This is a genomic window from Pseudorhodoferax aquiterrae (assembly GCF_014652235.1).
Classification (GTDB): Bacteria; Pseudomonadota; Gammaproteobacteria; order Burkholderiales; family Burkholderiaceae_C; genus Pseudorhodoferax; species Pseudorhodoferax aquiterrae.
This window is the reverse complement of sequence record NZ_BMYK01000029.1, coordinates 1-24,104: the sequence shown is the minus strand read 5'-3', so window position 1 is coordinate 24,104 and position 24,104 is coordinate 1. Positions and strand designations below refer to the sequence as shown.

At 67.9% G+C, this 24,104-nt stretch carries 25 protein-coding genes; 3 read left to right on the top strand and 22 right to left on the bottom strand.

Annotation, left to right across the window (positions count from 1 at the left end):
* The 18 genes from era to IE209_RS28075 all read right to left on the bottom strand — a co-directional run bounded on the left by era (position 1) and on the right by IE209_RS28075 (position 16,090).
* Positions 1 to 951 carry a GTPase Era gene (gene era / locus IE209_RS28160; protein ID WP_189690202.1) on the bottom strand — a complete coding sequence of 317 codons (951 nt, stop codon included), beginning with the start codon at positions 949 to 951 and terminating at the stop codon, positions 1 to 3.
* A complete protein-coding gene (gene rnc, locus IE209_RS28155) occupies positions 948 to 1,631 on the bottom strand; it encodes a ribonuclease III (protein ID WP_189690201.1) in 684 nt (227 codons plus the stop codon). The genes era and rnc overlap by 4 nt, the downstream gene beginning before the upstream one ends.
* A 9-nt stretch (positions 1,632 to 1,640) precedes the next feature.
* Entirely contained in the window at positions 1,641 to 2,009 is a 369-nt protein-coding gene (locus tag IE209_RS28150; RefSeq protein ID WP_229883094.1) for a DUF4845 domain-containing protein, read from the bottom strand.
* Positions 2,010 to 2,020: 11 nt separating this feature from the next.
* Positions 2,021 to 2,989: a signal peptidase I gene (gene lepB, locus IE209_RS28145; RefSeq protein WP_189690200.1), complete on the bottom strand. Its 969-nt coding sequence runs from the start codon at positions 2,987 to 2,989 to the stop codon at positions 2,021 to 2,023.
* The gene (gene lepA / locus IE209_RS28140; RefSeq protein ID WP_189690199.1) at positions 2,989 to 4,803 is read right to left on the bottom strand and encodes a translation elongation factor 4; all 1,815 of its coding nucleotides are present in this window, start codon (positions 4,801 to 4,803) and stop codon (positions 2,989 to 2,991) included. Before lepA ends, lepB begins: the two co-directional genes overlap by 1 nt.
* A gap of 511 nt (positions 4,804 to 5,314) precedes the next feature.
* A complete protein-coding gene (locus IE209_RS28135; protein WP_229883098.1) occupies positions 5,315 to 6,724 on the bottom strand; it encodes a DegQ family serine endoprotease in 1,410 nt (469 codons plus the stop codon).
* 105 nt (positions 6,725 to 6,829) lie between these two features.
* Positions 6,830 to 7,852 (bottom strand): MucB/RseB C-terminal domain-containing protein, encoded by a 1,023-nt coding sequence (locus IE209_RS28130; RefSeq protein WP_189690197.1) that lies wholly within the window; start codon positions 7,850 to 7,852, stop codon positions 6,830 to 6,832.
* A 28-nt stretch (positions 7,853 to 7,880) separates the two neighbouring features.
* On the bottom strand, positions 7,881 to 8,534 hold the full coding sequence (locus IE209_RS28125) for a sigma-E factor negative regulatory protein (RefSeq protein ID WP_189690196.1): 654 nt from the start codon (positions 8,532 to 8,534) through the stop codon (positions 7,881 to 7,883).
* Between the two features lie 34 nt (positions 8,535 to 8,568).
* Positions 8,569 to 9,192 carry an RNA polymerase sigma factor RpoE gene (gene rpoE / locus IE209_RS28120; protein ID WP_189690195.1) on the bottom strand — a complete coding sequence of 208 codons (624 nt, stop codon included), beginning with the start codon at positions 9,190 to 9,192 and terminating at the stop codon, positions 8,569 to 8,571.
* A complete protein-coding gene (locus IE209_RS28115; RefSeq protein ID WP_189690194.1) occupies positions 9,189 to 9,647 on the bottom strand; it encodes a hypothetical protein in 459 nt (152 codons plus the stop codon). The genes rpoE and IE209_RS28115 overlap by 4 nt, the downstream gene beginning before the upstream one ends.
* 27 nt (positions 9,648 to 9,674) lie before the next feature.
* Positions 9,675 to 10,919, bottom strand: a complete 1,245-nt coding sequence (gene fabF / locus IE209_RS28110; RefSeq protein ID WP_189690193.1) for a beta-ketoacyl-ACP synthase II — start codon at positions 10,917 to 10,919, stop codon at positions 9,675 to 9,677.
* A gap of 21 nt (positions 10,920 to 10,940) precedes the next feature.
* Entirely contained in the window at positions 10,941 to 11,180 is a 240-nt protein-coding gene (gene acpP / locus IE209_RS28105; protein WP_056672556.1) for an acyl carrier protein, read from the bottom strand.
* A 101-nt stretch (positions 11,181 to 11,281) separates the two neighbouring features.
* Positions 11,282 to 12,028, bottom strand: coding sequence for a 3-oxoacyl-ACP reductase FabG (gene fabG / locus IE209_RS28100; RefSeq protein ID WP_189690192.1), 747 nt, complete (start codon positions 12,026 to 12,028; stop codon positions 11,282 to 11,284).
* Positions 12,025 to 12,987 carry an ACP S-malonyltransferase gene (gene fabD / locus IE209_RS28095; protein WP_189690191.1) on the bottom strand — a complete coding sequence of 321 codons (963 nt, stop codon included), beginning with the start codon at positions 12,985 to 12,987 and terminating at the stop codon, positions 12,025 to 12,027. Before fabD ends, fabG begins: the two co-directional genes overlap by 4 nt.
* Before the next feature lie 51 nt (positions 12,988 to 13,038).
* The gene (locus IE209_RS28090; RefSeq protein ID WP_189690190.1) at positions 13,039 to 14,016 is read right to left on the bottom strand and encodes a beta-ketoacyl-ACP synthase III; all 978 of its coding nucleotides are present in this window, start codon (positions 14,014 to 14,016) and stop codon (positions 13,039 to 13,041) included.
* 8 nt (positions 14,017 to 14,024) lie between these two features.
* Positions 14,025 to 15,077 carry a phosphate acyltransferase PlsX gene (gene plsX, locus IE209_RS28085; RefSeq protein WP_189690189.1) on the bottom strand — a complete coding sequence of 351 codons (1,053 nt, stop codon included), beginning with the start codon at positions 15,075 to 15,077 and terminating at the stop codon, positions 14,025 to 14,027.
* Positions 15,078 to 15,189: 112 nt separating this feature from the next.
* On the bottom strand, positions 15,190 to 15,372 hold the full coding sequence (gene rpmF, locus IE209_RS28080; protein ID WP_005794249.1) for a 50S ribosomal protein L32: 183 nt from the start codon (positions 15,370 to 15,372) through the stop codon (positions 15,190 to 15,192).
* A gap of 160 nt (positions 15,373 to 15,532) precedes the next feature.
* Positions 15,533 to 16,090, bottom strand: a complete 558-nt coding sequence (locus tag IE209_RS28075; protein ID WP_189690188.1) for a YceD family protein — start codon at positions 16,088 to 16,090, stop codon at positions 15,533 to 15,535.
* Between the two features lie 26 nt (positions 16,091 to 16,116).
* Between IE209_RS28075 and IE209_RS28070 the strand changes: the two genes are divergently transcribed.
* Together IE209_RS28070 and IE209_RS28065 are read left to right on the top strand one after the other, a co-directional pair.
* Positions 16,117 to 16,695 (top strand): Maf family nucleotide pyrophosphatase, encoded by a 579-nt coding sequence (locus tag IE209_RS28070; protein WP_189690187.1) that lies wholly within the window; start codon positions 16,117 to 16,119, stop codon positions 16,693 to 16,695.
* Complete coding sequence (locus IE209_RS28065) at positions 16,692 to 17,444, top strand: SAM-dependent methyltransferase (RefSeq protein ID WP_189690186.1); 753 nt, start codon at positions 16,692 to 16,694, stop codon at positions 17,442 to 17,444. The genes IE209_RS28070 and IE209_RS28065 overlap by 4 nt, the downstream gene beginning before the upstream one ends.
* Before the next feature lie 7 nt (positions 17,445 to 17,451).
* Here IE209_RS28065 and IE209_RS28060 read toward each other — a convergent pair whose 3' ends face one another.
* Genes IE209_RS28060 through IE209_RS28045 form a run of 4 tightly spaced genes read right to left on the bottom strand, consistent with a single transcriptional unit; the run spans position 17,452 to position 20,498 of the window.
* Complete coding sequence (locus tag IE209_RS28060; RefSeq protein ID WP_189690185.1) at positions 17,452 to 18,414, bottom strand: S49 family peptidase; 963 nt, start codon at positions 18,412 to 18,414, stop codon at positions 17,452 to 17,454.
* A gap of 14 nt (positions 18,415 to 18,428) precedes the next feature.
* Complete coding sequence (locus IE209_RS28055) at positions 18,429 to 18,791, bottom strand: Rieske (2Fe-2S) protein (RefSeq protein ID WP_189690184.1); 363 nt, start codon at positions 18,789 to 18,791, stop codon at positions 18,429 to 18,431.
* Positions 18,792 to 18,811: 20 nt separating this feature from the next.
* Positions 18,812 to 19,471 carry an HAD family hydrolase gene (locus tag IE209_RS28050; protein ID WP_189690183.1) on the bottom strand — a complete coding sequence of 220 codons (660 nt, stop codon included), beginning with the start codon at positions 19,469 to 19,471 and terminating at the stop codon, positions 18,812 to 18,814.
* 10 nt (positions 19,472 to 19,481) lie between these two features.
* Entirely contained in the window at positions 19,482 to 20,498 is a 1,017-nt protein-coding gene (locus IE209_RS28045) for an RluA family pseudouridine synthase (protein ID WP_373305447.1), read from the bottom strand.
* Between the two features lie 552 nt (positions 20,499 to 21,050).
* On the opposite strand from IE209_RS28045, the gene IE209_RS28040 reads away from it, so the two are divergent.
* The gene (locus tag IE209_RS28040) at positions 21,051 to 24,017 is read left to right on the top strand and encodes an Rne/Rng family ribonuclease (protein WP_189690181.1); all 2,967 of its coding nucleotides are present in this window, start codon (positions 21,051 to 21,053) and stop codon (positions 24,015 to 24,017) included.
* The last annotated feature ends 87 nt before the right edge of the window (positions 24,018 to 24,104 follow it).

The window sequence follows — 24,104 nt, the reverse complement described above, 5'->3', positions numbered from 1 at the left end:
TCACTCGTAGCCGAACGAGCGCACGCGCGCCTCGTCGTCGGCCCAGCCCGAGCGCACCTTGACCCACAGCTCGATGAAGACCTTGGCGTCCAGCAGCTTCTCGAGTTCGACGCGCGCCTCGGTGCCGATGCGCTTGATGCGCTCGCCCTTGTCGCCGATGACCATGGCCTTGTGGCCATCGCGCTCGACCACGATGGTGGCGGCGATGCGCACCATGCGGCTGCTGGTCTTGCCGGGCTCCTCGCCGAACTTGTCGATCACGACGGTGGAGGTGTAGGGCAGCTCGTCGCCCGTCAACCGGAACAGCTTTTCGCGGATGGTTTCGCTGACGAGGAACTTCTCGCTGCGGTCGGTCAGCTCGTCCTCGGCATACCACCAGGCCTGCTCGGGCAGGTACTTCTCGCAGATGCCGAACAGGCGCTCGATGTCCTTGGGGTTCTTGGCCGACATGGGCACGAACTCGGCGAAGGCATGGCGCTCCTGCATGGACTTGAGCCAGGGCGCGATCTCGGCGCGCCGGTGCACGTTGTCCAGCTTGTTGGCCAACAGCACCACGGGCACGCCAGGCTTGAGCAGCGACAGCACCTTGGCATCGGCCAGCGTGAAGCTGCCGGCCTCGACCACGAACAGCACCAGGTCCACGTCGCCGACGGCCCCCAGCACGGTCTTGTTCAGCGAACGGTTCAGCGCGTTGTCGTGCCGGGTCTGGAAGCCCGGCGTGTCGACGAACACGAACTGCGTGGCGCCCACGGTGCGCATGCCCGTGATGCGGTGGCGCGTGGTCTGCGCCTTGCGCGAGGTGATGCTGATCTTCTGGCCCACCAGCGCGTTGAGCAGCGTGGACTTGCCCACGTTGGGCTTGCCGACGATGGCGATCAGGCCGCAGCGCTGGCCATCGGCGCTTGGCGCCGGCGGGATCTCGGGCGTGGCAGGAGAGGCTTCTTCGCTCATGGCTTGATCGCTTTCAGTTTGGCCAGCATGGCGGTGGCGGCAGCCTGCTCGCCGGCACGGCGGGAACCGCCGATGCCGCGTTCGCGCAGGCCCAGCTCCTCGATGGCGCACTCGACGTCGAAGGTCTGGCTGTGGGCCGCGCCCAGCGTGCTGACCACGGTGTAGACCGGCAGCTTCATCTTGCGGCCTTGCAGCCACTCCTGCAAGGCCGTTTTCGGATCCTTGCCGATGGCCTGCATCTGCGGGTTGATCGCGATCTTGGCGAACAGACGCTGCACCAGGGCCTCGGCGGGGGCGAAGCCGCCGTCCAGGTAGGTGGCGCCGATCACGGCCTCCAGCGCATCGGCCAGGATGGAGGGCCGCTTGAAGCCGCCCGAGCGCGCCTCGCCCTCGCCCAGGCGCAGCACCGCGGCCAGGTTCAGGCCGACGGCGATGCCGTGCAGCGTGTCCTGCTTGACGAGGTTGGCGCGCACGCGCGAGAGGTCGCCTTCGGGCAGGTCGGCCAGGCGCTGGTACAGCAGGCCGGAGATCGACAGGTTCAGCACCGAATCGCCCAGGAACTCCAGGCGCTCGTTGTGGTCGGCCGAGAAACTGCGGTGGGTGACGGCGCGCAGCAGCAGGCGCTCGTCGGAGAAGCGGTAATGCAGGCGCTGCTGCAGCGCCGCCAGGTCAGGATTCACGCGGGAACATCAGCGGGACCGGCCCGTGTACTTGAGCAGCAGGTAGGCCGGGCCGAACAGCGCGATCTCCTTGTTGTAGGCGAAGGCCACGACGACCTTGTCGCCTTCCTTGCTCACGGCAAGATCGGAACCCTTGATGGACGAGATGTCGTCCACGGCCGCGGAGCGGTCGAACAGCGAGCGAACCTCGGCCACCGTGGTACCGGCCGCGGCACGGTCGGCCGCCTTGCGGATGGCCTGGTATTCCACCACCGTCGGCACCACCTTGGCGCCGACGACGAAGCAGAACACCACGATGGCGCCGATGAAGACCACGCCGAAAAAACTCAGGCCGGTCTGCCGGCCGCCCAGACGGCGATGCTGCAGGAAAGTCCGCACTGTCTGCCTCCTCAATTGAAGGCGCCGATGCGCCCGAAACTGCCGAAGTTCATCCAGATGAAGAAGGCCTTGCCGACGATGTTGGCGTCCGGCACGAAGCCCCAGTAGCGCGAGTCCAGCGAGTTGTCGCGGTTGTCGCCCATCATGAAGTAGTTGCCCTCGGGCACCTTGCAGACCACGCCTTCCACGCTGTAGCGGCACTGGTCCTTGAAGGCGAAGTTCTCCACGCCCGGAATGAAGGCCGGACGGTCGTCGTCGATCAGCAGGCGGTGCGGCTTGTCGCCGAGCTTTTCTTCGTACTGCTTGAAGTAGCGCATCGCGTCCTGGTCGAAGAACTCGGGCACGGAACTGATGGGCACGGGCTGGCCGTTCACGGTCAGGCGCTTGTTGAGGTAGGCCACCTCGTCGCCGGGCACGCCGACCACGCGCTTGATGTAGTCCAGGCTGGGCTTGGGCGGATAGCGGAACACCACCACGTCGCCGCGCTGCAGCGGCTTGCCTTCGGTGATCTTGGTGTTGAGCACGGGCAGCCGGATGCCGTAGTGGTACTTGTTGACCAGGATCAGATCGCCCACGAGCAGCGTGGGGATCATCGAGCCCGATGGGATCTTGAACGGCTCGAACAGGAAGGAGCGCAGCAGGAACACGACCAGGATCACCGGGAACAATCCGGCGGTCCAGTCCAGCCACCAGGGCTGCATGAGCAGCCGGCTCTTGGCCTCGGCCAGGTCCACGTTGTCGACCTGGGTGATGCCCTTGGCGGCCAGGTCCTGCTGGCGTCGCGCGGTCTGCTGTTCGAGCTGGGCCACGGCCTTGCGCCGGCGCGGCAGGAAATAAAGGCGCTCGGCCAGCCAGTACAGGCCGGTCACGAGGGTCGCGAGGAACAACAGCAGCGCGAAGTTGCCCTCCAGGCGGCCGAGGTACCAGGCCCCCGCGTAGGCGACGAAGCCGGCGAGGATCGCAGCGGTGAGAACTGGCATCAGTCCTCCACCTGCAAAATGGCCAGGAAGGCCTCCTGAGGAACTTCCACCGAGCCAATCTGCTTCATGCGTTTCTTGCCAGCCTTTTGTTTTTCGAGGAGCTTGCGCTTGCGGGTGATGTCGCCGCCGTAGCACTTGGCCAGGACGTTCTTGCGCAAGGCCTTGATTGTCTCACGCGCGATGATGTTGGCCCCGATGGCCGCCTGGATCGCCACGTCGTACATCTGGCGCGAGATGATCTCGCGCATCTTGGCCACGACGGCGCGGCCGCGGTACTGCGACTGGCTGCGGTGCACGATGATGGACAGCGCGTCGACCTTGTCGCCGTTGAGCAGGATGTCGACCTTGACCACGTCGGAGGCGCGGTACTCTTTGAACTCGTAGTCCATGGACGCATAGCCGCGGCTCACGGATTTGAGCTTGTCGAAGAAGTCCAGCACGATCTCGCCCAGCGGCATCTCGTAGGTCAGCATGACCTGGCGGCCGTGGTAGGCCATGTTGATCTGCACGCCGCGCTTCTGGTTGGCCAGCGTCATGACCGGACCCACGTAGTCCTGCGGCATGTACAGGTGCACAGTCACGATGGGCTCGCGGATCTCGGCCGTCTTGCCGATGTCGGGCATCTTGGACGGGTTCTCGACCATCAGCACTTCGCCGTCGTTCTTGACCACCTGGTAGACCACGCTGGGCGCGGTGGTGATCAGGTCCTGGTCGAACTCGCGCTCGAGCCGCTCCTGCACGATCTCCATGTGCAACAGGCCCAGGAAGCCGCAGCGAAAGCCGAAGCCCAGCGCCTGCGAGACCTCGGGTTCGTAGTGCAGCGACGCGTCGTTGAGCTTGAGCTTCTCCAGGCTGTCGCGCAGGGCGTCGTATTCGCTGGCCTCGGTCGGATAGAGACCAGCGAACACCTGGGGCTGGATCTCCTTGAAGCCCGGCAGCGGCTCGGAAGCCGTGTACGCAGCGCCGCCGCTGCCGGCCTTCACGAGCGTCACGGTGTCGCCCACGCGCGCGGCCTGCAGTTCCTTGATGCCCGCGATGATGTAGCCCACCTCGCCGGCTTCGAGCGCGTCGCGCGGTTGGTTGGCCGGTGTGAAGACACCCAGGTTGTCGGCGTTGTAGGTTGCGCCGCTGGCCATCATCTTGATGCGGTCGCCCTTGGCCAGGCGACCATCGACCACGCGCACGAGCATGACCACGCCCACGTAGGCGTCGAACCAGCTGTCGATGATCATGGCGCGCAGCGCCGGCGTGTCGGGGTTGCCGCGCGGTGCCGGCACCTTGGCCACGATGGCTTCGAGAATCTCGTCGATGCCCATGCCGGTCTTGGCCGAGCACGGGATCGCATCGCTCGCGTCGATGCCGATCACGTCTTCGATCTCGGCGCGCGCGGTGTCGGGATCGGCCTGCGGCAGGTCCATCTTGTTGAGCACCGGCACGACCTCCACGCCGAGGTCCAGCGCCGTGTAGCAGTTGGCCACGGTCTGCGCTTCCACACCTTGGCTCGCATCGACGACGAGCAGCGCGCCCTCGCAGGCGGACAGCGAGCGACTGACCTCGTACGAGAAGTCCACGTGGCCCGGCGTGTCGATGAGGTTGAGGTTGTAGACCTTGCCGTCGCGCGCCTTGTATTGCAGCGCCGCGGTCTGTGCCTTGATAGTTATCCCACGCTCTTTTTCGATGTCCATCGAATCGAGCACCTGGGCTTCCATCTCACGCTCCGCGAGGCCGCCGCAGCGTTGGATCAAGCGGTCTGCAAGCGTCGATTTGCCGTGGTCGATGTGCGCGATGATCGAAAAATTTCTGATGTGCTGCATCAACGGGAAGCTTTAAGTAATTGAATTTAGAGGGCGCACAAAAAGAAAAAGGGCGCGTCGATCAACGACGCGCCCAGAACCAACAATCTTTGGCAACTGCGATAGTTGGAACTTCATTGTAGGCAAAAAGGCTGAACTGCATAGCCACAGGAACCGGTCCAAGGGGTCGTTGCAGGGTCACAACAAGCATTTTATCTACAACTTATCCACAAGACTTTGGAATAGGTCTCTGGACAACTTGTGGGCGCCCTGTGGATCGTCAGGTTCCGGCCTGTTGGCATCCCGCATCGTGGGGTACGGACCTGTTCAATATGCCAAGGACGCCGTGAACGCACCGCTGATTCTATCGAAACCGCTTGATGACCCAAAAAAGCTGGCGCGCACTAACTTCGCGGCCGCCCAAAAATACTGTGAAAAAAAACAGACGGGAGTGGCATCGACGCCACCATCGCCGACCCCTATCTCCTGCAAACCTGAGCAGAGGCTGGGGCCTTTAGCGGCGGCAATCCGTTCAGCGCTGCACGCGAATCAGGGCGTACTGCGCCCAGTCGCCGCGACGGAACAGCACGTTCACGGGCTTGCTGCGGTCGACCTTGGCGATGGTGGCTTCGAAGTCCTTCACGCCGGTGATCTCCGTGTTGGCGATGGCCACGATCACGTCGCCCTCACGCAAGCCGGCCTGCGCCGCGCCTTCGGTGGCGGCATCGACCTTGACGCCGCCCTTGATGCGCATCTCCTTCTTCTGCGCCTCGGGCACTTCGCTGACGACCAGGCCCAGGGCCTGGCCGGCGGCGGAACCCTTGGGCTTTTCTTCCTTGGCAGGTGCCTTGGCCACGGGGGCTTCGGCCTCGATCTCGGCGACCAGGATGGACAACTCCTTGGTCGCACCGCGGCGGAACACCGTGATGGCGCTCTTGGTGCCGGGCTTGGTGTTGCCCACCTGCCGCGGCAGCTCACCGAAGCGCTCGATGGTCTTGCCGTCGAAGCGCGTGATGATGTCGCCCGCCTCGATGCCGGCCTTTTCCGCCGGCGAGCCGGGCTCCACGCTGCGCACCAATGCGCCCTGGGGCTTGCCCAGGCCGATGGACTCGGCCACGTCCTTGGTGACCTGCTCGATCTGCACGCCGATCTTGCCGCGCGAGACCCGACCCGTGGCGCGCAGTTGCTCGCTCACGCGCGTGGCTTCGTCGATCGGGATCGCGAACGAGATGCCCATGAAGCCGCCCGAGCGCGAGTAGATCTGGCTGTTGATGCCGACGACCTCGCCGCGCATGTTGATCAGCGGCCCCCCCGAGTTGCCGGGGTTGATCGCCACGTCGGTCTGGATGAAGGGCAGGTAGTCGCCCGTGTCGCGCTGCTTGGCGCTGACGATGCCGGCCGTGACCGAGTTCTCCAGACCGAACGGCGAGCCGATGGCCATGACCCACTCGCCCACGCGCAGGCGGTTCACGTCGCCCAGTTTGACCGCAGGCAGGCCGGTCGCATCGATCTTCACGACGGCCACGTCGGTCCGCTTGTCCGAACCGATCAGTTTGGCTTTGAACTCGCGCTTGTCGGTCAGCGTGACCAGCACCTCGTCGGCGCCATCGACCACATGGTGGTTGGTCATGATCAGGCCGTCGGACGTCAGGATGAAGCCCGAGCCCACGCCGCGTGGCTGCGACTCGCCATCGGGCTGCTGCGGGCGCGGTCCCTGGCGCGGGATGTTGGGCAGCGGAATGCCGAAGCGACGGAAGAACTCCAGCATCTCCTCGTCCGTGCCGCCCGGTCCGGGTCGCGCGGCTGCGCGCTCGACCGTGCGGATGTTCACCACCGAGGGGCCGACCTGGTCGACCAGGTCGGTGAAGTCCGGCAGACCCCGCACCTGCTGCGCCTGGACCGGCTGGTGCGGCGCGAACGCCAGGGTTGCAGTGAGCGCCATGGCCCAGGCCATGGCCTGCACGCGCAGTTGTCGTCCGGCGAAGCTAGACATCGTCATCCACCTCTCTCCATCAAATGGGTTCGTGGGGCTTGCCCCAGGGCTCGTTTATTTGCGGGTGCGCTGCAGCGACGCGGCGAAGCTTTTGAGCGTGGCCACCGGAACCTCGCCCACCGCGGTCAGCCACCAGTCCTCGCTGCGCCGCATCAGGGATTGCGTCGCGCCCATGCCGACCAAGCCTTCCTTGAGGTGGCGCTGCGCATCGTAGGGCTCGACGAACAACGACACCGAGGCCAGGCCATCGGAGAACACCCATTGCATGGTGCTGGGCGCCATGCCCGGCTCGGGTGCGCGCTTGATGCAGCTCATGGAGCGAAAGCCCGGCACGGGCTCGCTGAGCGTCCAGCCTTCCGCGGCCGGATCCACAGCCAGCGTCTCCACACGTTCGGTGCGGTAGCCGGCCGTCTTGTTCATCATGCGTGCCAGACTCTCCAGGCGCACAGGCGCGTCGATCTGCAGCTCGGAAAAGGCCGCCTGCTCGAGCACCTTGCCGTCCACGTCCAGCGTCTGCAGCTTGATCACGAGGCCGGACTTCTTCTCGCTCCAGACCCGATAGCCGAAGCGCAGCTTGTCCTTGGGCTTGAGCAGCACGATGTCGGCCTCGAAGCCGGCCACACGGTCCTGGCCCAGCCGCTTGGCGCCGTAGAACTCGGCGATCGAGGTGTCGGCAGCCTGCAGCAAATTGGGGAACAGCCCCAGAGCCTCGCGCTTTTCCATGCGCGCGACCTTGCTGTCCTGCAGGAAGGTGACGACATGGTCGTTGCGGCGAAACGTGGTGCGCGGCGGGCCCGTCAGCGCGTCCACGCGCTCGATCTGCTGCTCGCCTTCGCAGGCATGCCAGATGCGCGCGCTGGCCAGCATGGCGTCCGACGACACGACGAAGGTGCCCGTGTAGGCGCGCTTGCGCGAGGCGTCGTGCATGCGCATCAGCCACTCGCCGATGCTGCGCTGCTCGGCCGCAGCCGGCGCCGCATCGACGGGCGCCGGGGCGATCTGCGCCAGCGCAGCGCAAGCGGCCAGCCCCAGGGACAGCACGGCCGCCGCAGCGCGGCCGGACGACAACATGGACATCGACAGCAAACTCACCCTTGACCGGCCATCAACGCTCCGGCGCCGTGAACGTGGCGCTGCGCAGCAGGCCGGCGGGCACCGGCATCTGCAGCGCCGTGGAACTGCCGGCCTGCTTGTGCGCGGCCAGCAATTCGTCCAGGCGTGCATCGCGCAGCATCACCTGCGCCTCGCCGCTGGGCAACCGCACCTCCTGCTCGACGACCTGGGGCGCCGCCTTGGCCTCCACCACGGGCGCCTGGACCGCCGCCATCTGGGGCTGCGGCACCACGGGGCCGGCGCCGCCGACCACGGTCCAGGCCAGCGCCGCGACCGCGACGAAGGAAGCGCAGCCCGCCACCATCTTCCAGCGGAAGCTCGCATCGTTGGCCGGCTCGCGGCCGTCCACGGCCAGCACCACGGGCTCGGCCACGGGCACCGCGACCGGGCGTGCGGGCACCGGCGGCGGCTCCTCGGCCAGCCGCGTCTGCAGGCGCGACAGGAAATCGGAGGAGGCATGCACGGCGGTCTGCTCGCCGCCGCGCAGCACGTCGCCGATCAGGTGGTAGGTCTGCCAGGTCGCGTGCAGGCCTTCGCGCCCATCCTCGGGCAGCGCCATCAGCCGCGCCGCCTCGTCGCCATCGAGCTCGCCGTCGGCCAGCGCCGACAGCTGTTCATGCAGCTTCAACACATCGTCCTGGTTCATCGTCGTCACCTGCATCACTGTTTGCGCCGCGCCGTCACCAGCGCTTGCCCGACTGGTTCTCCAGCAGGGGCTTGACCTTGGCCGAAATCGCCTCGCGCGCACGGAAGATGCGGGAACGCACGGTTCCGATGGGGCAATTCATGGCTTCGGCGATTTCTTCGTAGCTGAGACCTTCGATCTCGCGCAGCGTCACGGCCTGGCGCAGATCCTCGGGCAAGGCTTCCATCGCCATGTTCACCACCGAGGAGATTTGCTTGGCCGCCAGCACGGTGTCGGGCGTCTCATGGCTGATTGGTTCGGTTTCGGCCCGGTAAGTTTCATCGTCGTCGTCGCCCGAGCGCAGCGCAGCTTCGGCGACGGTGGGATCGCGCTTGAAGTCCATCAGCGTCTTCTTGGCCGTGTTGACCGCGATGCGGTACAGCCAAGTGTAAAACTGTGCATCGCCACGGAACTTCGGCAGCGCACGGTAGGCACGGATGAAGGTTTCCTGCGCGATGTCCTCGACCAGGTCCACGTCGCGCACCATGCGGGCGATCAGGCGCTGGATGCGGCGCTCGTACTTGAGGACCAGCAGTTCGAAGGCACGCTGGTCGCCGGCAACGGCGCGCTCGACCAGCAGCAGGTCGCTGTCGCCTGCCGGCGGCGTGGTGCCGCTCACGGCTGGGGCTCCGGCACCACAGGCTGGGCGGCATGGCGCTGGTACAGCGCGCGGCGCAGATCATTCCAGCGCGACGGCGCGGCGGTGCGCGCGAGCCAGCGCCATTGCACGCGCCCGGGCGCACCCGCCACGCGCACGAGCACGGCGGCTTGCACATCCAGATGCAGGGCGATGCTCACGGCATGCTCATCCGCGTGCGCGGCAGCGTCTGGCTGCCACCACCAGGCCTGGCCATCCCAACGCAACTGACCGGCACGCATGCCGCGCCACTGGCCAAAGACGGCCGCTGCGGCGAGCAGCCAGCTGGCACCCACGACCGCCAGCGCCGTGGCCGACAGGCCCAAGGCCCATCCATGGAACAAGGGAATGGCCGCCACCAGGCACAGCAGGGCCAATACGCGGCCGGCACGCGCGGGCCGCGGCACCGGATAACGGACCGCCGGAGCGCTGTGCATGCCGAACAGGAGGGCGTCGCCGATGGATCAGACGCGCTTGAACACCAGCGAGCCGTTGGTGCCGCCAAAGCCGAAGTTGTTCTTCAGCGCCACGTCGATGCGGGCATCGCGGGCCGTGTTGGCGCAGTAGTCCAGGTCGCACTCCGGGTCCGGATCGGTGAGGTTGATCGTCGGCGGGATCTTCTGGTGGTGCAGCGCCAGGATCGTGAACACGCTCTCGATGCCGCCCGCGCCGCCCAGCAGATGGCCGGTCATGGACTTGGTCGAGTTGATGGCCAGCTTGTAGGCGTGCTCGCCGAACACTGCCTTGACGGCATTGGACTCGTTCACGTCGCCCAGCGGCGTGGAGGTGCCGTGCGCGTTCAGGTGCTGGACCTGGTCGGGGTTCAGGCCCGCGTTGCGCAGCGCCATCTGCATGGAGCGGCGCGGGCCGTCCACGTTGGGCGCGGTGATGTGGAAGGCGTCACCCGTCATGCCGAAACCCACGAGTTCGGCGTAGATCCTGGCGCCGCGGGCCTTGGCCCGTTCGTACTCTTCGAGCACGACCACGCCGGCGCCCTCACCCAGCACGAAGCCGTCGCGGCCCTTGTCCCAGGGACGCGAGGCGGCCTTGGGATCGTCGTTGCGCGTGCTCAGCGCACGGGCTGCGGCGAAGCCGCCAATGCCCAGCGGCGAGACGGTGGATTCGGCGCCGCCGGCCACCATCACGTCCGCATCGCCCGATTCGATCATGCGGGCGGACAGGCCGATCGCATGCAGACCGGTCGTGCAGGCCGTCACCACGGCGATGTTCGGGCCCTTGAAGCCGTACTTGATCGACACGTGGCCGGAAATCATGTTGATGATCGAGGCCGGCACGAAGAACGGCGACACCCGGCGCGGGCCGCGGTTCACCAATTCGGCGTGGGTCTGTTCGATCATGGGCAAGCCGCCGATGCCCGAACCCACGTTGCAGCCGATGCGCGTGGCCTCCTCTTCGCTCAATGCGTCGCCCGTGGCCAGGCCAGAATCCGCGACCGCCTGGCACGCTGCCGCGATGCCCAGGTGCATGAAGCGGTCCATGTGGCGCGCTTCCTTGTCGGGGATGTAGGCGCCGACGTCGAAGCCCTTGACTTCACCTGCGAACTTGCAGGCCAGGTTGCTTGCGTCGAAGCTCTGGACCAGATCGATGCCGGACTGGCCAGCCAGCAAGGCTTGCCAGGACGACTCCACCGTTGCTCCAACCGGGCTCAGGCAGCCCAGACCTGTGACGACGACACGACGACGCGACATAAGCGGCGATTCCCTCTGGCCTCAGGCCTTCTGGTGGCTGTTGGCGTAATCGATGGCGTTTTGCACCGTGGTGATCTTCTCGGCGTCCTCGTCCGGAATCTCGATGCCGAACTCGTCTTCCAGTGCCATCACCAGTTCGACGGTGTCGAGCGAGTCGGCGCCCAGATCGGCAACGAACGACTTCTCGTTCGTGACTTGGGACTCCTCCACACCCAGTTGCTCGGCAATGATCTTCTTGACGCGTGCTTCGATATCGCTCATGGTTCCCTCTTAGGGTTTGTAAAGAATCGGTGATTTTAGCGAGGCGGTTTCCCCGGCTGTTTTCCCGCGCTTTGCAGGGAAACCACCGGCCGCCCCGCCGGCTACATGTACATCCCGCCGTTGACGTGCAGTTCCTGCCCCGTCACATAGGCGGCCTCGGGCGAGGCGAGATAGGCCACGGCGTGGGCCACATCGGATGGCTTGCCCAGTTGGCCCAACGGAATCTGGCCGAGCAGCGCCTTGTGCTGCTCGTCCGAGAGCTTGTCGGTCATGTCGGTGGCGATGAAGCCCGGCGCGACGCAGTTGACGGTGATGCCGCGCGAACCGAGTTCGCGCGCCAGTGCGCGCGTCATGCCGGCCACACCGGCCTTGGCGGCCGCGTAGTTGGCCTGACCGGGGTTGCCGGACGCGCCCACGACCGAGGTGATGTTGACGATGCGGCCGTAGCGCTGCTTCATCATCGTGCGCATGACGGCGCGACTCATGCGGAACACGGCCTTGAGGTTGGTGTCCAGCACCGCGTCCCAGTCCTCGTCCTTCAGGCGCATGGCCAGCATGTCGCGCGTGATGCCTGCGTTGTTGACCAGCACGTGCAGCGCGCCATGGTCCTTGGCGATGGTCTCGACCAGAGCTTCGCCGGCCTTGGCATCGTTGACATCCAGCACGCGGCCGCTGCTGCCGGCGAAGCCGGACAGCGCCTGCGTGATGTTCGCTGCGCCGGCCTCACTCGTGGCCGTGCCGACCACCTTGAAGCCGCGTTGCGCAAGTTCCAGCGCGATGGCGGCACCAATGCCGCGCGAGGCACCAGTGACCAGTGCGACCTGTTCGGAGATGGTGGGGGCGCTCATGCCGTCGTTCCTTCGAGTTGTGCCTTGGCCAGGGCCAGCGTGGCAGGGTCGTAGACGGCGCCCGAGGCCAGTTCGGCGTCGATGCGCTTGACCAGACCGGCCAGCACCTTGCCGGGGCCGCATTCGAGCAGCGTGGCGACGCCGCGGGCCTTGATGGCCTGCACGCACTCGACCCAGCGCACCGGGCCGAAGGCTTGGCGGTACAGCGCGTCGCGGATCGCGTCCGCGTCCTGCTGCACGGCCACGTCGATGTTGTTGACCACAGGGATCTGCGGGGCCGCCAGCGCCAGGCCGGCCAGACGTTCGCGCAGGCGCTCCGCGGCGGGGCGCATCAGGCTGGAATGGAACGGCGCGGACACCGGCAGCGGCAATGCACGCTTGGCGCCCTTGCTCTTGAGCAGTTCGCAGGCCTTCTCGACCGCCAGCTTGCTGCCGGCGATCACGGTCTGGGCCGGATCGTTGAAGTTCACGGCTTCGACGACTTCGCCAGCCTGGCCCAGCGCGGCCTGCGCCGCGGCGCACCCGGCAGCGACCTGGGCACTGTCCATGCCCAGAATGGCAGCCATCGCGCCAGCCCCCACGGGCACGGCCTCCTGCATCGCCTGGGCGCGAAAGCGCACCAGCGGCGCGGCCTGGGCCAGCGTCAGCACGCCGGAGGCGACCAGCGCCGAATACTCGCCCAGCGAATGGCCGGCGACGACGGCAGGCACCAAGCCGGTCTCCGCGATCCAGGCGCGGTAGGCGGCCACGCCGGCCACCAGCATCACGGGCTGGGTGTTGGTGGTCAGCGCCAGGGCTTCCTTGGGGCCTTCGTGGATCAGCTTGGCAACGTCCTCTCCCAGCGCATCGGAGGCCTCGGCCAGCGTCTGCGCCACGGCGGGATGGCCTTGCCAGCCGTCCAGCATGCCGACGGCCTGCGAGCCCTGGCCCGGAAAAACGAATGCGAATGGTGTGGTCATGGCATGAAGGCGCGCAGATGCCCTGGCAGGCACCCGCCGCGCACGGTCTCCTCAGAAGTTCAGCAGGACGGCGCCCCAGGTGAAGCCACCGCCGACGCCTTCGAGCATCAGCAGGTCACCCTTCTTGACCTTGCCCTGGCGCACGGCATGGTCCAGGGCGAGCGGAATCGACGCGGCCGAGGTGTTGCCATGCTCGTCCACGGTGACGACGAGCTTGTCCAGCGGCAGCTTGAGCCGTTTGGCCGTGCTCTGCATGATGCGGATGTTGGCCTGGTGCGGGATCAGCCAGTCGATCTGCTCCTGCGTCCTGCCGGCCTTGGCCAGCGTGACACGGGCCGCGTCCTCGAGCACGCCGACCGCGAGCTTGAACACGGCCTGGCCATCCATCTTGAGCAGCGGATCGCCCAGCACAGCCCCGCCGGACACATGGCCCGGCACGCACAGGATGCCGACATGCTTGCCATCGGCATGCAGGTCGCTGGCCAGGATGCCGGGCGTCTCCGACGCCTCCAGCACCACGGCGCCGGCGCCGTCACCGAACAGCACGCAGGTCGTGCGGTCGTTGAAATCCAGGATGCGCGAGAACACCTCGGAGCCGACCACCAGCGCGCGCGTGGCATTGCCGGCGCGGATCATGGCGTCGGCCACGGTCAGCGCGTAGACGAAGCCGCTGCACACGGCCTGCACGTCGAAGGCCGGGCAGCCGGCGATGCCGAGTTTGTGCTGCAGGATGGCAGCGGCCGAAGGGAACACCATGTCCGGCGTGGACGTGGCGACGATGATGAGGTCGATCTGCTGCGGCGCGACGCCCGCGGCCTCCATGGCCGCCTGCGCGGCCGGCACGGCCAGGTCGCTGCAAGTGACGTCCGGCGCGGCGAAGTGGCGCGCGCGGATGCCGGTGCGCTCGACGATCCACTCGTCCGAGGTTTCGACTCCCCTGGTGGCCAGCTCGGCGGCGAGCTCGGCATTGCTCAGGCGGCGCGGCGGCAGGTAGCTGCCGGTGCCCGTGATGCGGGAATAGGTGGGCATGGATGTTGTCAGTGGTGGGCTGCCAACTCGGCCGGCACCGACGTTGCGGTGTCCACGGCCTGCTGCGGTGCGGTCTTGGCGATGCGTGCCTGAACCTGCTCCAGCAGCTTGTTGCGCGCCGCATCATAGCCGCGGTTCAGCGCCTGCTCGAACGCAAAGGCGTCAGCCGAACCATGGCTCTTGAACACCAGGCCGCGCAGGCCCAGCAGCGCCGCGCCGTTGTAGCGACGGTGGTCCACACGCCGCTTGAGCGCCTGCAACACCGGGTAGGCGACCAACGCAGCAGCCTTGGTCCAGATGCTGCGCGAGAACTCGGCCTTCAGGAAGCCGCTGATCATCGACGCCACACCTTCGCTACTCTTGAGCGCGACATTGCCGACGAAGCCGTCGCAGACGACGATGTCGGTCGTTCCCTTGAAGATGTCGTTGCCTTCCACGTTGCCGTGGAAGTTCAGGTGGCCCGCCACATGCGCGGCCTGCAGCAGTTCGCCGGCCTGCTTGATGACCTCGCTGCCCTTGATCGCCTCTTCGCCGATGTTGAGCAGGCCGACCGTGGGCTCGTCGTGCCCCTTCAGCACGGAGACCAGCGCCGCACCCATGAGGCCGAACTGCAGCAGATGCTCGGCCGTGCAATCGACGTTGGCGCCGAGGTCCAGCACCGTGGTGGCACCGCCGCGCGCATTGGGCAGTTGCGTGGCGATGGCCGGCCGGTCGATGCCGGGAACGGTCTTGAGCAGGTAGCGCGCGATCGCCATCAGCGCGCCGGTGTTGCCGGCCGACACGGCCACGTCGGCTGCCTTGTCCTTGACCTGGGCAATCGCTACGCGCATGGACGAATCGCGCTTCTTGCGCAACGCCACTTCCACGGGGTCGTCCATGCCGACCACCTCGCTGGCCGGTACGGCGCGCGCGCGTGGATGCGAGAAACCCTTCAAGGCCTCGGGCAGGCCGACCAACAGCAGTTGCGCGTCGCCATGCGCGGCCAGAAAGGCCTGGCACGCCGGCAAGGTGATGCCGGGTCCATGGTCGCCCCCCATGCAGTCGACAGCCAGAGTGATCATGGGCGCGACTGTACGTCCATGGGACGCATGCATTCGGAAGAAAAGTGAACGGTCACCAAAAACAAAGGCCCGTCGCTACGACAGGTAGCCACGGGCCTTGCAGGCGAAACGATCAGGCTTCGGACTTGTTCTTGAGCACCTGGCGGCCACGGTAGAAGCCGTTCGGGCTGATGTGGTGGCGCAGATGGGTTTCGCCGGTGGTGGGTTCCACGGCGATGCCGGGCACGTTCAGCGCATTGTGCGAACGGTGCATGCCGCGCTTGGACGGCGATTTCTTGTTTTGCTGGACTGCCATGTCTGGCTCCTTGGGTCAAAGGTGAGGTTTGCGGGGATCGCAACCCGGAAACTCTCATCTGAGGAGATATCTGGAGCGATCTGGCCAAAACGAAGCCCAATCTGCACTGGGCCCGCGGCACGCGAAGCCGGCCATTATAGCCCGGCTGCAAACGTTCCGGCTAGTTGCGGTTTTCGTCGGGTTTGCGTTTGAGGTCGGCCAGCACGCCAAAAGGGTTGGGCTTGTCGGCCTCGGCCTGGGCGAAGCCGGGGTCGGCCACCTCCATCCGCACTGCGTCCGGGCAGACGGCGTGGCGCGGGACCAGCGGCAATGCCATCAGCAGCTCGTCTTCGACCAGCGCCTGCAGGTCGAAGGCCGGATCCAGCACCAGCACGTCCTCCTCGGCCTCCTCGTCCTCGCGCGCGGCCTGGGCCTCGTCGGCCACGAAGCGGAACCAGCGGTCCACCGACAGCGGCTCGTCGACCGGCTCCAGGCAGCGCTGGCAGGTCAACGGCACGTCGGCCTCGGCCTGCAAGTGCAGCCAGACCTGTGGCGCCACGCCCGCCGCCTGGCGCAGCTGGCCCACCGCGTGCCAGCGCACGGGCCGGTCGGTGCCACGGCCTGCGGCCTCTTCCAACAAACGTGGGTAGTCCGCGAGACGGTCTTCCTGCTGTCGCTTGCCGCCCGATTGGGCGAAGGCCTTGATGTCCAGGCCGCGTGCCTGCTTGGGGGCTGTCATGCGGGGCAGTGTAAGAGAATCGCCGCATGCCACGCCTCATCCTGGGATCGACCTCACGCTACCGCCGCGAACTGCTGACACGCCTGCGCATCGCCTTCGACGTGGTGGCGCCGGAGGTCGACGAAACCCCGCTGGCCGGCGAAGCGCCGGCCGACCTCGCCCGCCGCCTGGCCCTGGCCAAGGCGCGGGCCGTCGCCACCCGACACCCCGACGCCGTCGTGATCGGCTCCGACCAGGTCGCCGACCTGCACGGCCAGCCGCTCGGCAAGCCGGGCGACCACGCGCGCGCCACCGCCCAGTTGCGCGCCATGCGCGGCCAGACCGTGGTGTTCCAGACCGCGCTGTCGGTGGTCCACGCCGCGGACGGCTTCGCGCAGACCGCCCTGGTGCCCGTCCAGGTGCGCTTTCGCGACCTGGACGACGCCGAGATCGAGGCCTACCTGCAGGCCGAGCAACCCTACGACTGCGCTGGCAGCGCCAAGAGCGAAGGCTTGGGCATCGTGCTGCTGGACGCGATCACGAGCGACGACCCGACCGCACTGGTCGGCCTGCCGCTGATCCAGACCGCGCGCATGCTGCGCGCCGCCGGCGTGAAACTGCTGTGACCGGCCGCCTGTACCTGGTGCCGGCGCCGCTGGACTTCGGCTGCGCCGAGCAGGCGCCGCTGCAGGACGCCGTGCCGCTGGGCACCTTGCAGATCGCGGCACGCCTGTCGCACTGGATCTGCGAGAACGCCAAGAGCACGCGCGCCTACCTCAAGCGCATCGACGGCGTCGTGCCGCTTGCCACACCGCTGCAGCAGCAGGTGCTGACCGAACTGCCGCGCGAAGTGCACAAGAAGGGGGACCATGGCCCTGGCTTCGACGCCACACCGCTGCTGGCGGCCGCGCTGCAAGGCCAAGACATCGGCCTCGTCAGCGAAGCCGGCATGCCCGCCGTGGCCGACCCCGGCAGTTCGGTGGTGCGGGCGGCCCACGCCCTGGGCGTGGCGGTGGTGCCCCTGGTGGGGCCCAGCGCATTGCTGCTGGCCCTGGCGGCCAGCGGCCTGAACGGCCAGAACTTCGCCTTCGTCGGCTACCTGCCGCAGGAGGCCGAGGCGCGTACTGCGCGCGTGCGCGAGCTGGAAGCCCTGGCGCTCAGGACCGGCCAGACGCAGCTGTGCATCGAAACACCCTACCGCACCGAGACCCTGCGCCGCGCGCTGGTGCAGACGCTGCAGCACAACACCCGGCTGGCCATCGCCACCGGCCTGACGCTGGGGCAGGCCAGCATCCTGAGCCAGACCGTGAAGGTCTGGCGCCAGCACGGCACGCCGCTGCCCGACGCGCCGGCGGTTTTCGCGATCGGCCGCTGAAGAGCGCTCAGCGCAGCGCCGGCACCGACTTCAGCGCGCGCATGGCGCCCTCGCCCATGGCCGCGCCGAAACGCTTGGCCAGGCGTTCGGCCACGTTCTCGCGGCGCGTGTAGTCCACGATGTCCTCGGCCTTGACCACGTCGCGCGCCACGTAGTCCAGGCTGCCCAGCTGATCGGCCAGGCCCATCTGCACGGCCTGCTCGCCGCTCCAGAATAGGCCGCTGAAGGTCTCGGGCGTTTCCTTGAGCCGGTCGCCGCGGCCCTTCTTGACCACACCGATGAACTGCTGGTGGATGGTGTCCAGCATGTTCTGCGCCAGCGCGCGCTGGGTCTCGCTCATGGGGCTGAAGGGGTCGAGGAAGCCCTTGTTGGCGCCGGCCGTGAGCAGCCGGCGCTCCACGCCCAGCTTGTCCATCAGGCCGGTGAAGCCGAAGCCGTCCATCAGCACGCCGATGCTGCCCACGATGCTGGCCTTGTCGACGAAGATCTTGTCCGCGCCGACAGCGATGTAGTAGGCCGCCGAGGCGCAGGCCTCTTCCACCACCGCGTAGACCGGCTTGTTGTGCTTGGCCTTGAGCCGCAGGATCTCATCGTTGATCATGCCGGCCTGCACCGGGCTGCCGCCCGGCGAGTTGATCAGCAGCACGATGGCCTGGGCGCCCTGGTCCTCGAAGGCGCTGCGCATGGCGGCCACGATGGCTTCGGCACTGGCATCGGCGCCCGAGGCGATCTCGCCCTTGATCTCCACCACGGCCGTGTGGGAGGACGAGGTGTCCGCCGTCGGCGCGGCGCGCAACAGCAGCAGCCAGGCCAGGGCGATGAAGAATCCCAGCCAGGCAAGCCGCGTGAAGATCTTCCAGCGGCGGGCGGCGCGTTGCTCCTTCAGCGATGCGAAGGCCAGCCGCTCCAGCAGGCTGCGCTCCCATTGGGGATCGGACGGAGGGGAGCCGGAGGGGTGCGGTTCACTCATGGCGTTACAGGTGACTAGAAGAAAACAGGTTGCAATTGGGGCCCAGTATGCCAATGCACCACGCCACCCTCCTCCGACAGCGCGATCTTGACCAGGCCGCCGCGACACGGGCCGCCGCCGCAGGCACCCGAATCGGGCCGGTAGGCGGCGCCGTGGGTGGCGCACAGCAACCATTCGCCGCTGTCATCGAAGAAGCGGTTGGGCTGGTAGTCCAGCTCCATGGCCACATGGGTGCAGCGGTTCAGATAGGCATGGGCCTGGCCGCGCCAGCGCACGGCGAAAGCGCGGCAGGTCTGGCCCTGGTAGAGCACATCGAAGGGCACGGCCTCGCCACCTTCGACCAGGTCGCGGGAATTGCACAGGGCAACGCGGTCCATGGCGGCGCTGCTTGCAAGCTTCAGGCCGGCGCCAGCAGCCAGTCGTGCAGCTCGCGGACCGAATGGGCCACGAACAGGGGCTGCAGCGCGGCGAACTCGCCATGCGGATGCGCGCCATAGCCCACGCCCACGCTGGGGCAGCCGGCGTTGAGCGCCATCTGCAGGTCGTGCGTGGTATCGCCGACCATGAGGGTGCGCTCGGGCGCCACGTCGAACTCGCGCATGAGCTCGTGCAGCATGCGCGGGTGCGGCTTGCCGGCGGTCTCGTCGGCCGTGCGCGAGCTGTCGAACAGGCCTTGCAGTTCCACCACGCGCAGCGCTTCGTCCAGGCCGCGGCGCGACTTGCCGGTGGCCACGGTCAACAGGATCTGCTGTTGCTTGAGCGCGCGCAGCAACTCCAGCACGCCGGCGAACAGCACGATGTCGTTCTGGTGCCGCATGTAGTGCAGGCGGTAGCGCGCGGCCAGGTCGGGGTAGCGCTCGCGCGGCACGTCGGGCGCGGCATGGGCCAGGGCCTGGGGCAGGGCCATGCCGATCACGAACGAGGCCGCGGCGTCGGTGGGCACGGTGCCGCCGACATCGCGCACCGCCTCCTGGATGCAGCGCGTGATGATGGCCGTCGAGTCGAACAGCGTGCCGTCCCAGTCGAAGGCGATCAGGTCAAAGCGTCGGGCTTGCATGCGGCGATTGTCACCCCTGGCCCGTGACAGCCGGCCGGCAGGCGGCCAGAAAACCGGCCAGCTCGGGCGGCAATGCGGCCTCCAGCTGCACCGTTTCGCCGCTGGAGGGGTGCGTGAGGCGCAGCCGCCAGGCATGCAGGAACATGCGCGACAGCCCCTGGCGGGCCAAGGCCTTGTTGCGCGCGAAATCGCCGTACTTATCGTCGCCCGCGATCGCGTGGCCCTCGCTGGCCAGGTGCACACGGATCTGGTGCGTGCGGCCGGTCTTGATGGTCACTTCCAACAGGCTGAAGTCGGCAAAGGTCTCGGCCACCCGGACCAGGGTGATGGACCGCATGCCCTGGGGGTCGTCGGCCGCCGCGATGCGCACGCGGCGCTCGCCTTCGGTGCCGGGCTTGCCGGGCAAGAGGTAGCGCACGAGCGGTTTGTCCAGCACCTTGCGCTTGGCCGGCCACTGGCCCAACGCCAGCGCGAGATAGGTCTTGCCGGTCTCGCGCTCGCGGAACTGGTCCTGCAGGTGCTTGAGCGCACTGCGCTTCTTGGCCACCAGCAGAACGCCCGAGGTTTCGCGGTCCAGCCGGTGCACGAGTTCCAGCATGGGGGCGCCGGGCCGGGCCATGCGCAATTGCTCGATCACGCCGAAATCCACGCCGCTGCCGCCGTGCACGGCCACGCCGGCCGGCTTGTCGATGGCCAGGAAGGCCTCGTCCTCGTACAGCACCGGGAAGTTGCGCGCCGGCGCGCTGCGCGCGATGGCATCGGACTTCTGCTCGGCCCGCTCGGACAGGCGCAGCGGCGGCAGCCGCACGCTGTCGCCCAGCGCCAGCCGCGTGGCGGCTTCCGCGCGGCCCTTGTTCACGCGCACCTCGCCGCTGCGGATGATGCGGTAGACATGGGTCTTGGGCACGCCCTTGAGCACGCGCAAGAGGTAGTTGTCGAGCCGCTGGCCCTCGGCATCGGGGCCGATTTCCACGAGCTTTGCAACCGGCGCCGACACCTCCTGCGCTGCACCTATAATATTTTTCACCAGCGCCTCGGCCTAAGTGCTTGATAAGACACGAGTTTAGAGCACGACTCCGAACCGCTGGGAGGCGATGCCACTTGCAGGCGTCGGTTGCAGATCCCGGGCCCGCGCGGCCCCAGATGGCGGCCGGTGGCGTGCAAGGCGGGCTGACGCGATTGAAACCCTGATACGGAATACCCCAAGCCGGCCTGGCCGGGCTGCCCATGGCAGCGCAGCCAGGCTGGCGGATCAAAGCAAGAACATGGTGTGGAGGCCCCCTTCCCGAACCTGCCAGAGTGGGCGTGCGCCCGCGCGGCCGGGTTCGCGCGCGAGCCACGCACCGCCCTGGCACGCCTGGCCGGCCACCGCACCCGCGGCCCGGACAGGCCCTTGCACAGCCCTTGCTCCATCCACGCGCCCATGCCCCACTGCGCGAGCCTGATGGCTCGTGAGTGACGGCTCTCCGGCAATTCCCTTCGTTTCAAGCGCGTTCGTTCAGGCATCAAACAGGTTCCCACGGAACCACGACGTTTTGACGACACACCGGGCTCCGCTGGAGCCCAGAGGACGCTACCCATGAAACGGATGCTGATCAATGCCACGCAGGCCGAAGAGCGCCGCCTGGCCATCGTGGACGGGCAGAAACTGCTCGACTACGAGATCGAGATCGAAGGGCGCGAGCAGCGCAAGGGCAACATCTACAAGGCCGTGGTGACGCGGGTCGAGCCTTCGCTCGAAGCCTGCTTCGTCGACTACGGCGAAGACCGCCACGGCTTTTTGCCGTTCAAGGAAATCTCGCGCCAGTACTTCGCGGAGGGGGTCTCGGTCAGCCAGGCGCGCATCAACGACGTGATCCGCGAAGGCCAGGAACTGGTCGTGCAGGTCGAGAAGGAAGAGCGCGGCAACAAGGGCGCCGCCCTGACCACCTTCATCTCGCTGGCCGGCCGCTACGTGGTGCTGATGCCCAACAACCCGCGCGGCGGCGGCGTCTCGCGCCGCATCGAGGGCGACGACCGCGCCGAGCTCAAGGAAGCGATGGACCAGCTCGAGTACCCCAAGGGCATGAGCATCATCGCGCGCACGGCCGGCATCGGCCGCAGCGCCCCCGAGCTGCAGTGGGACCTGAACTACCTGCTCAAGCTCTGGAAGGCCATCGACGAAGCGGCCAAGAGCCTGCGCAAACCCGAACTGATCTACCAGGAATCCAACCTGGTGGTGCGCGCGCTGCGCGACTACTTCAACCACGACATCGGCGACATCCTGATCGACACCGACGACGTGTACGAGCAGGCGCACCAGTTCATGGCGCACGTGATGCCCGAGCATGCGCCGCGCGTGAAGCGCTACCGCGACGACGCCCCGCTGTTCAGCCGCTTCCAGATCGAGCACCAGATCGAATCGGCCTACGCCCGTACCGTGACCCTGCCCTCGGGCGGCGCCATCGTGATCGACCACACCGAGGCGCTGGTCTCCATCGACGTGAACTCGGCCCGCTCCATCCGTGGCGGCGACATCGAGGAGACCGCGACCCGCACCAACCTGGAAGCTGCCGAGGAAGTGGCACGCCAGATGCGGCTGCGCGACCTGGGCGGTCTGATCGTGATCGACTTCATCGACATGGAGGAATCCAAGAACCGCCGCGAGGTCGAGAACCGCCTGCGCGACGCGCTGCGCCAGGACCGCGCCCGCGTGCAGTTCGGCACGATCAGCAAGTTCGGCCTCATGGAAATGAGCCGCCAGCGCCTGCGCCCGGCGCTGTCCGAAGGCGCCTCCATCCCCTGCCCGCGCTGCGGCGGCTCCGGCCACATCCGCGACACCGAAAGCTCGGCGCTGCAGATCCTGCGCATCATCCAGGAGGAGTCGCAGAAGGACAACACGGCCTCGGTGCTGTGCCAGGTGCCGGTCGAGGTGGCGTCCTTCCTGCTCAACGAGAAGCGCACCGAGATCGCCAAGATCGAGCTGAAGCAGCGCATCAACGTGCTGATGGTGCCCAACAAGACGCTGGAGACGCCGAACTACCGCATGGAGCGGCTCAAGCACGACGACCCGCGCCTGGACCAGATGCAGGCCAGCTACAAGCTCGCCGAAGAGGTCGAGGACCGCACGGCCGTCACGCGCCGTTCGCAGGAGCCCACCAACAAGCAAACCCCGCTGATCAAGGGCGTGCTGCCCGACGCGCCGGCCCCGCAGCCCGTGGCCAAGCCCGTCGAGGCGCCCGCCCCGGCACCTGCGCCGGCACCCGCCGCCTACGTGCCGCCCGTGCACGAGGAGAAGGGCTTCCTCGGCTTCATCAAGAGCCTGTTCGGTGCCCGTCCGGCACCCGTGCCCGCACCCGTGGCGCCCGCGCCCGTGGCAGCGCCCGCGCCGGCGGCCGCACCCAAGGCCGAAGGCCGGGGCCCGCGCGGCGAAGGCCAGGGCCGCGGCGGCCGCGGCAACCGCAGCCGCAACGGCGAAGGCCGTGAGGGACGGGAACCGCGCGAAGGCCGCGAAGCGCGTGAACCGCGCGAAGCCCGCGAGCCGCGCGAACCCCGCGCACCGCGCACCGACGAGGTCCGCGGCGAAGGCACCGAGGCACGCGGCCGCGGCCGCGGCGAACGCCAGGGCGGTCGCCAACGCGCCGACGCCGAGGCACGCAACGAAGGCCAGGCCACGCTGCCGTTGAACGGCGAAGCCGGTGCCGAGCAGGCCCCGGCCGAGCGCCAGCGCCCGCCGCGCAATGCCGAACGCAGCGAGCGAGGCGAAGCCCGTGAAGCACGCGAGCCGCGTGAACCCCGCGAACCCCGTGAGCCGCGCGAACCACGCGAAGGCGGCCGGGGCCGCGGTCGGGGCCGGAGCGAGCGCGAGGAGCGCGTGGGCGACGCCGAAGCCAGCGGCAACGGCGTCGAAGAAGCCCTGAACGAGGCACCGGCCCGTCCGGAGCGCGCCGAGCGTGCGTCCTACTTCTCGGCGCCCCAGGCACAGGAAGCCACGGAACAGCCCGAAGGCGCTGCCGAGGCCCAGCCCGCCGAAGCGGACGAAGCCGCCGCCCCGCGTGCCGATGGCGAAGAGGCGCCGCGCCGTGAGAAGCGTTCGCGTGACCGCTACGGCCGCGACCGCCGCGAGCGCAATGGCGAGCGTGCCCCGCGCCAGGCCGAGCAAGCCAACGGCGACGCCGCCGAAGCTGGCGAGGCCGCTCCCGTCGCTGTGCCGACGGACACCCCACCCGCTGCCGCACCCGTCGTGCAGCCGGCCGTCGCCGCCCCCGTGGCCACTGCGGCACCGGCGCCAGCCCCCGTCGCCGCAGCACCTGCCGCGAGCGCCCTGCCCCCGGTGCAGGCGTTCACGCTGCCGGTCGGCGAACTCGAGCAGATCGCGCTGGGCTCCGGCCTGCAGTGGATCTCCACCGACGCCGCCAAGAGCGCTGCGGTGCAGGCCGCCATCGCTGCCGAGCCCAAGCCCGTGCACGTGCCGCGCGAGCGTCCGCCCGTGGTCCAGATCTCCGACGAGCCCCTGATTCTGGTCGAGACCCGCCGCGACCTGGGCAGCATGCAGTTGCCGTTCTGACGGCGGCAGCGCCCCAACGAAAAGACCGCCTCGTGGGCAATGCCAGTCAGTTAAGCCCAGGCGAAGCTGATAGCGGCTACAAAGGGA

Excerpts from the sequence above, each read along its gene's own strand:
- era (WP_189690202.1), bottom strand. The coding sequence starts at position 951 with ATGAGCGAAGAAGCCTCTCCTGCCACGCCCGAGATCCCGCCGGCGCCA.
- lepB (WP_189690200.1), bottom strand. The coding sequence starts at position 2,989 with ATGCCAGTTCTCACCGCTGCGATCCTCGCCGGCTTCGTCGCCTACGCG.
- lepA (WP_189690199.1), bottom strand. The coding sequence starts at position 4,803 with ATGCAGCACATCAGAAATTTTTCGATCATCGCGCACATCGACCACGGC.
- IE209_RS28135 (WP_229883098.1), bottom strand. The coding sequence starts at position 6,724 with ATGGCGCTCACTGCAACCCTGGCGTTCGCGCCGCACCAGCCGGTCCAG.
- IE209_RS28130 (WP_189690197.1), bottom strand. The coding sequence starts at position 7,852 with ATGTCCATGTTGTCGTCCGGCCGCGCTGCGGCGGCCGTGCTGTCCCTG.
- IE209_RS28125 (WP_189690196.1), bottom strand. The coding sequence starts at position 8,534 with ATGAACCAGGACGATGTGTTGAAGCTGCATGAACAGCTGTCGGCGCTG.
- IE209_RS28115 (WP_189690194.1), bottom strand. The coding sequence starts at position 9,647 with ATGCACAGCGCTCCGGCGGTCCGTTATCCGGTGCCGCGGCCCGCGCGT.
- fabF (WP_189690193.1), bottom strand. The coding sequence starts at position 10,919 with ATGTCGCGTCGTCGTGTCGTCGTCACAGGTCTGGGCTGCCTGAGCCCG.
- acpP (WP_056672556.1), bottom strand. The coding sequence starts at position 11,180 with ATGAGCGATATCGAAGCACGCGTCAAGAAGATCATTGCCGAGCAACTG.
- fabG (WP_189690192.1), bottom strand. The coding sequence starts at position 12,028 with ATGAGCGCCCCCACCATCTCCGAACAGGTCGCACTGGTCACTGGTGCC.
- fabD (WP_189690191.1), bottom strand. The coding sequence starts at position 12,987 with ATGACCACACCATTCGCATTCGTTTTTCCGGGCCAGGGCTCGCAGGCC.
- IE209_RS28090 (WP_189690190.1), bottom strand. The coding sequence starts at position 14,016 with ATGCCCACCTATTCCCGCATCACGGGCACCGGCAGCTACCTGCCGCCG.
- plsX (WP_189690189.1), bottom strand. The coding sequence starts at position 15,077 with ATGATCACTCTGGCTGTCGACTGCATGGGGGGCGACCATGGACCCGGC.
- rpmF (WP_005794249.1), bottom strand. The coding sequence starts at position 15,372 with ATGGCAGTCCAGCAAAACAAGAAATCGCCGTCCAAGCGCGGCATGCAC.
- IE209_RS28075 (WP_189690188.1), bottom strand. The coding sequence starts at position 16,090 with ATGACAGCCCCCAAGCAGGCACGCGGCCTGGACATCAAGGCCTTCGCC.
- IE209_RS28070 (WP_189690187.1), top strand. The coding sequence starts at position 16,117 with ATGCCACGCCTCATCCTGGGATCGACCTCACGCTACCGCCGCGAACTG.
- IE209_RS28060 (WP_189690185.1), bottom strand. The coding sequence starts at position 18,414 with ATGAGTGAACCGCACCCCTCCGGCTCCCCTCCGTCCGATCCCCAATGG.
- IE209_RS28055 (WP_189690184.1), bottom strand. The coding sequence starts at position 18,791 with ATGGACCGCGTTGCCCTGTGCAATTCCCGCGACCTGGTCGAAGGTGGC.
- IE209_RS28050 (WP_189690183.1), bottom strand. The coding sequence starts at position 19,471 with ATGCAAGCCCGACGCTTTGACCTGATCGCCTTCGACTGGGACGGCACG.
- IE209_RS28040 (WP_189690181.1), top strand. The coding sequence starts at position 21,051 with ATGAAACGGATGCTGATCAATGCCACGCAGGCCGAAGAGCGCCGCCTG.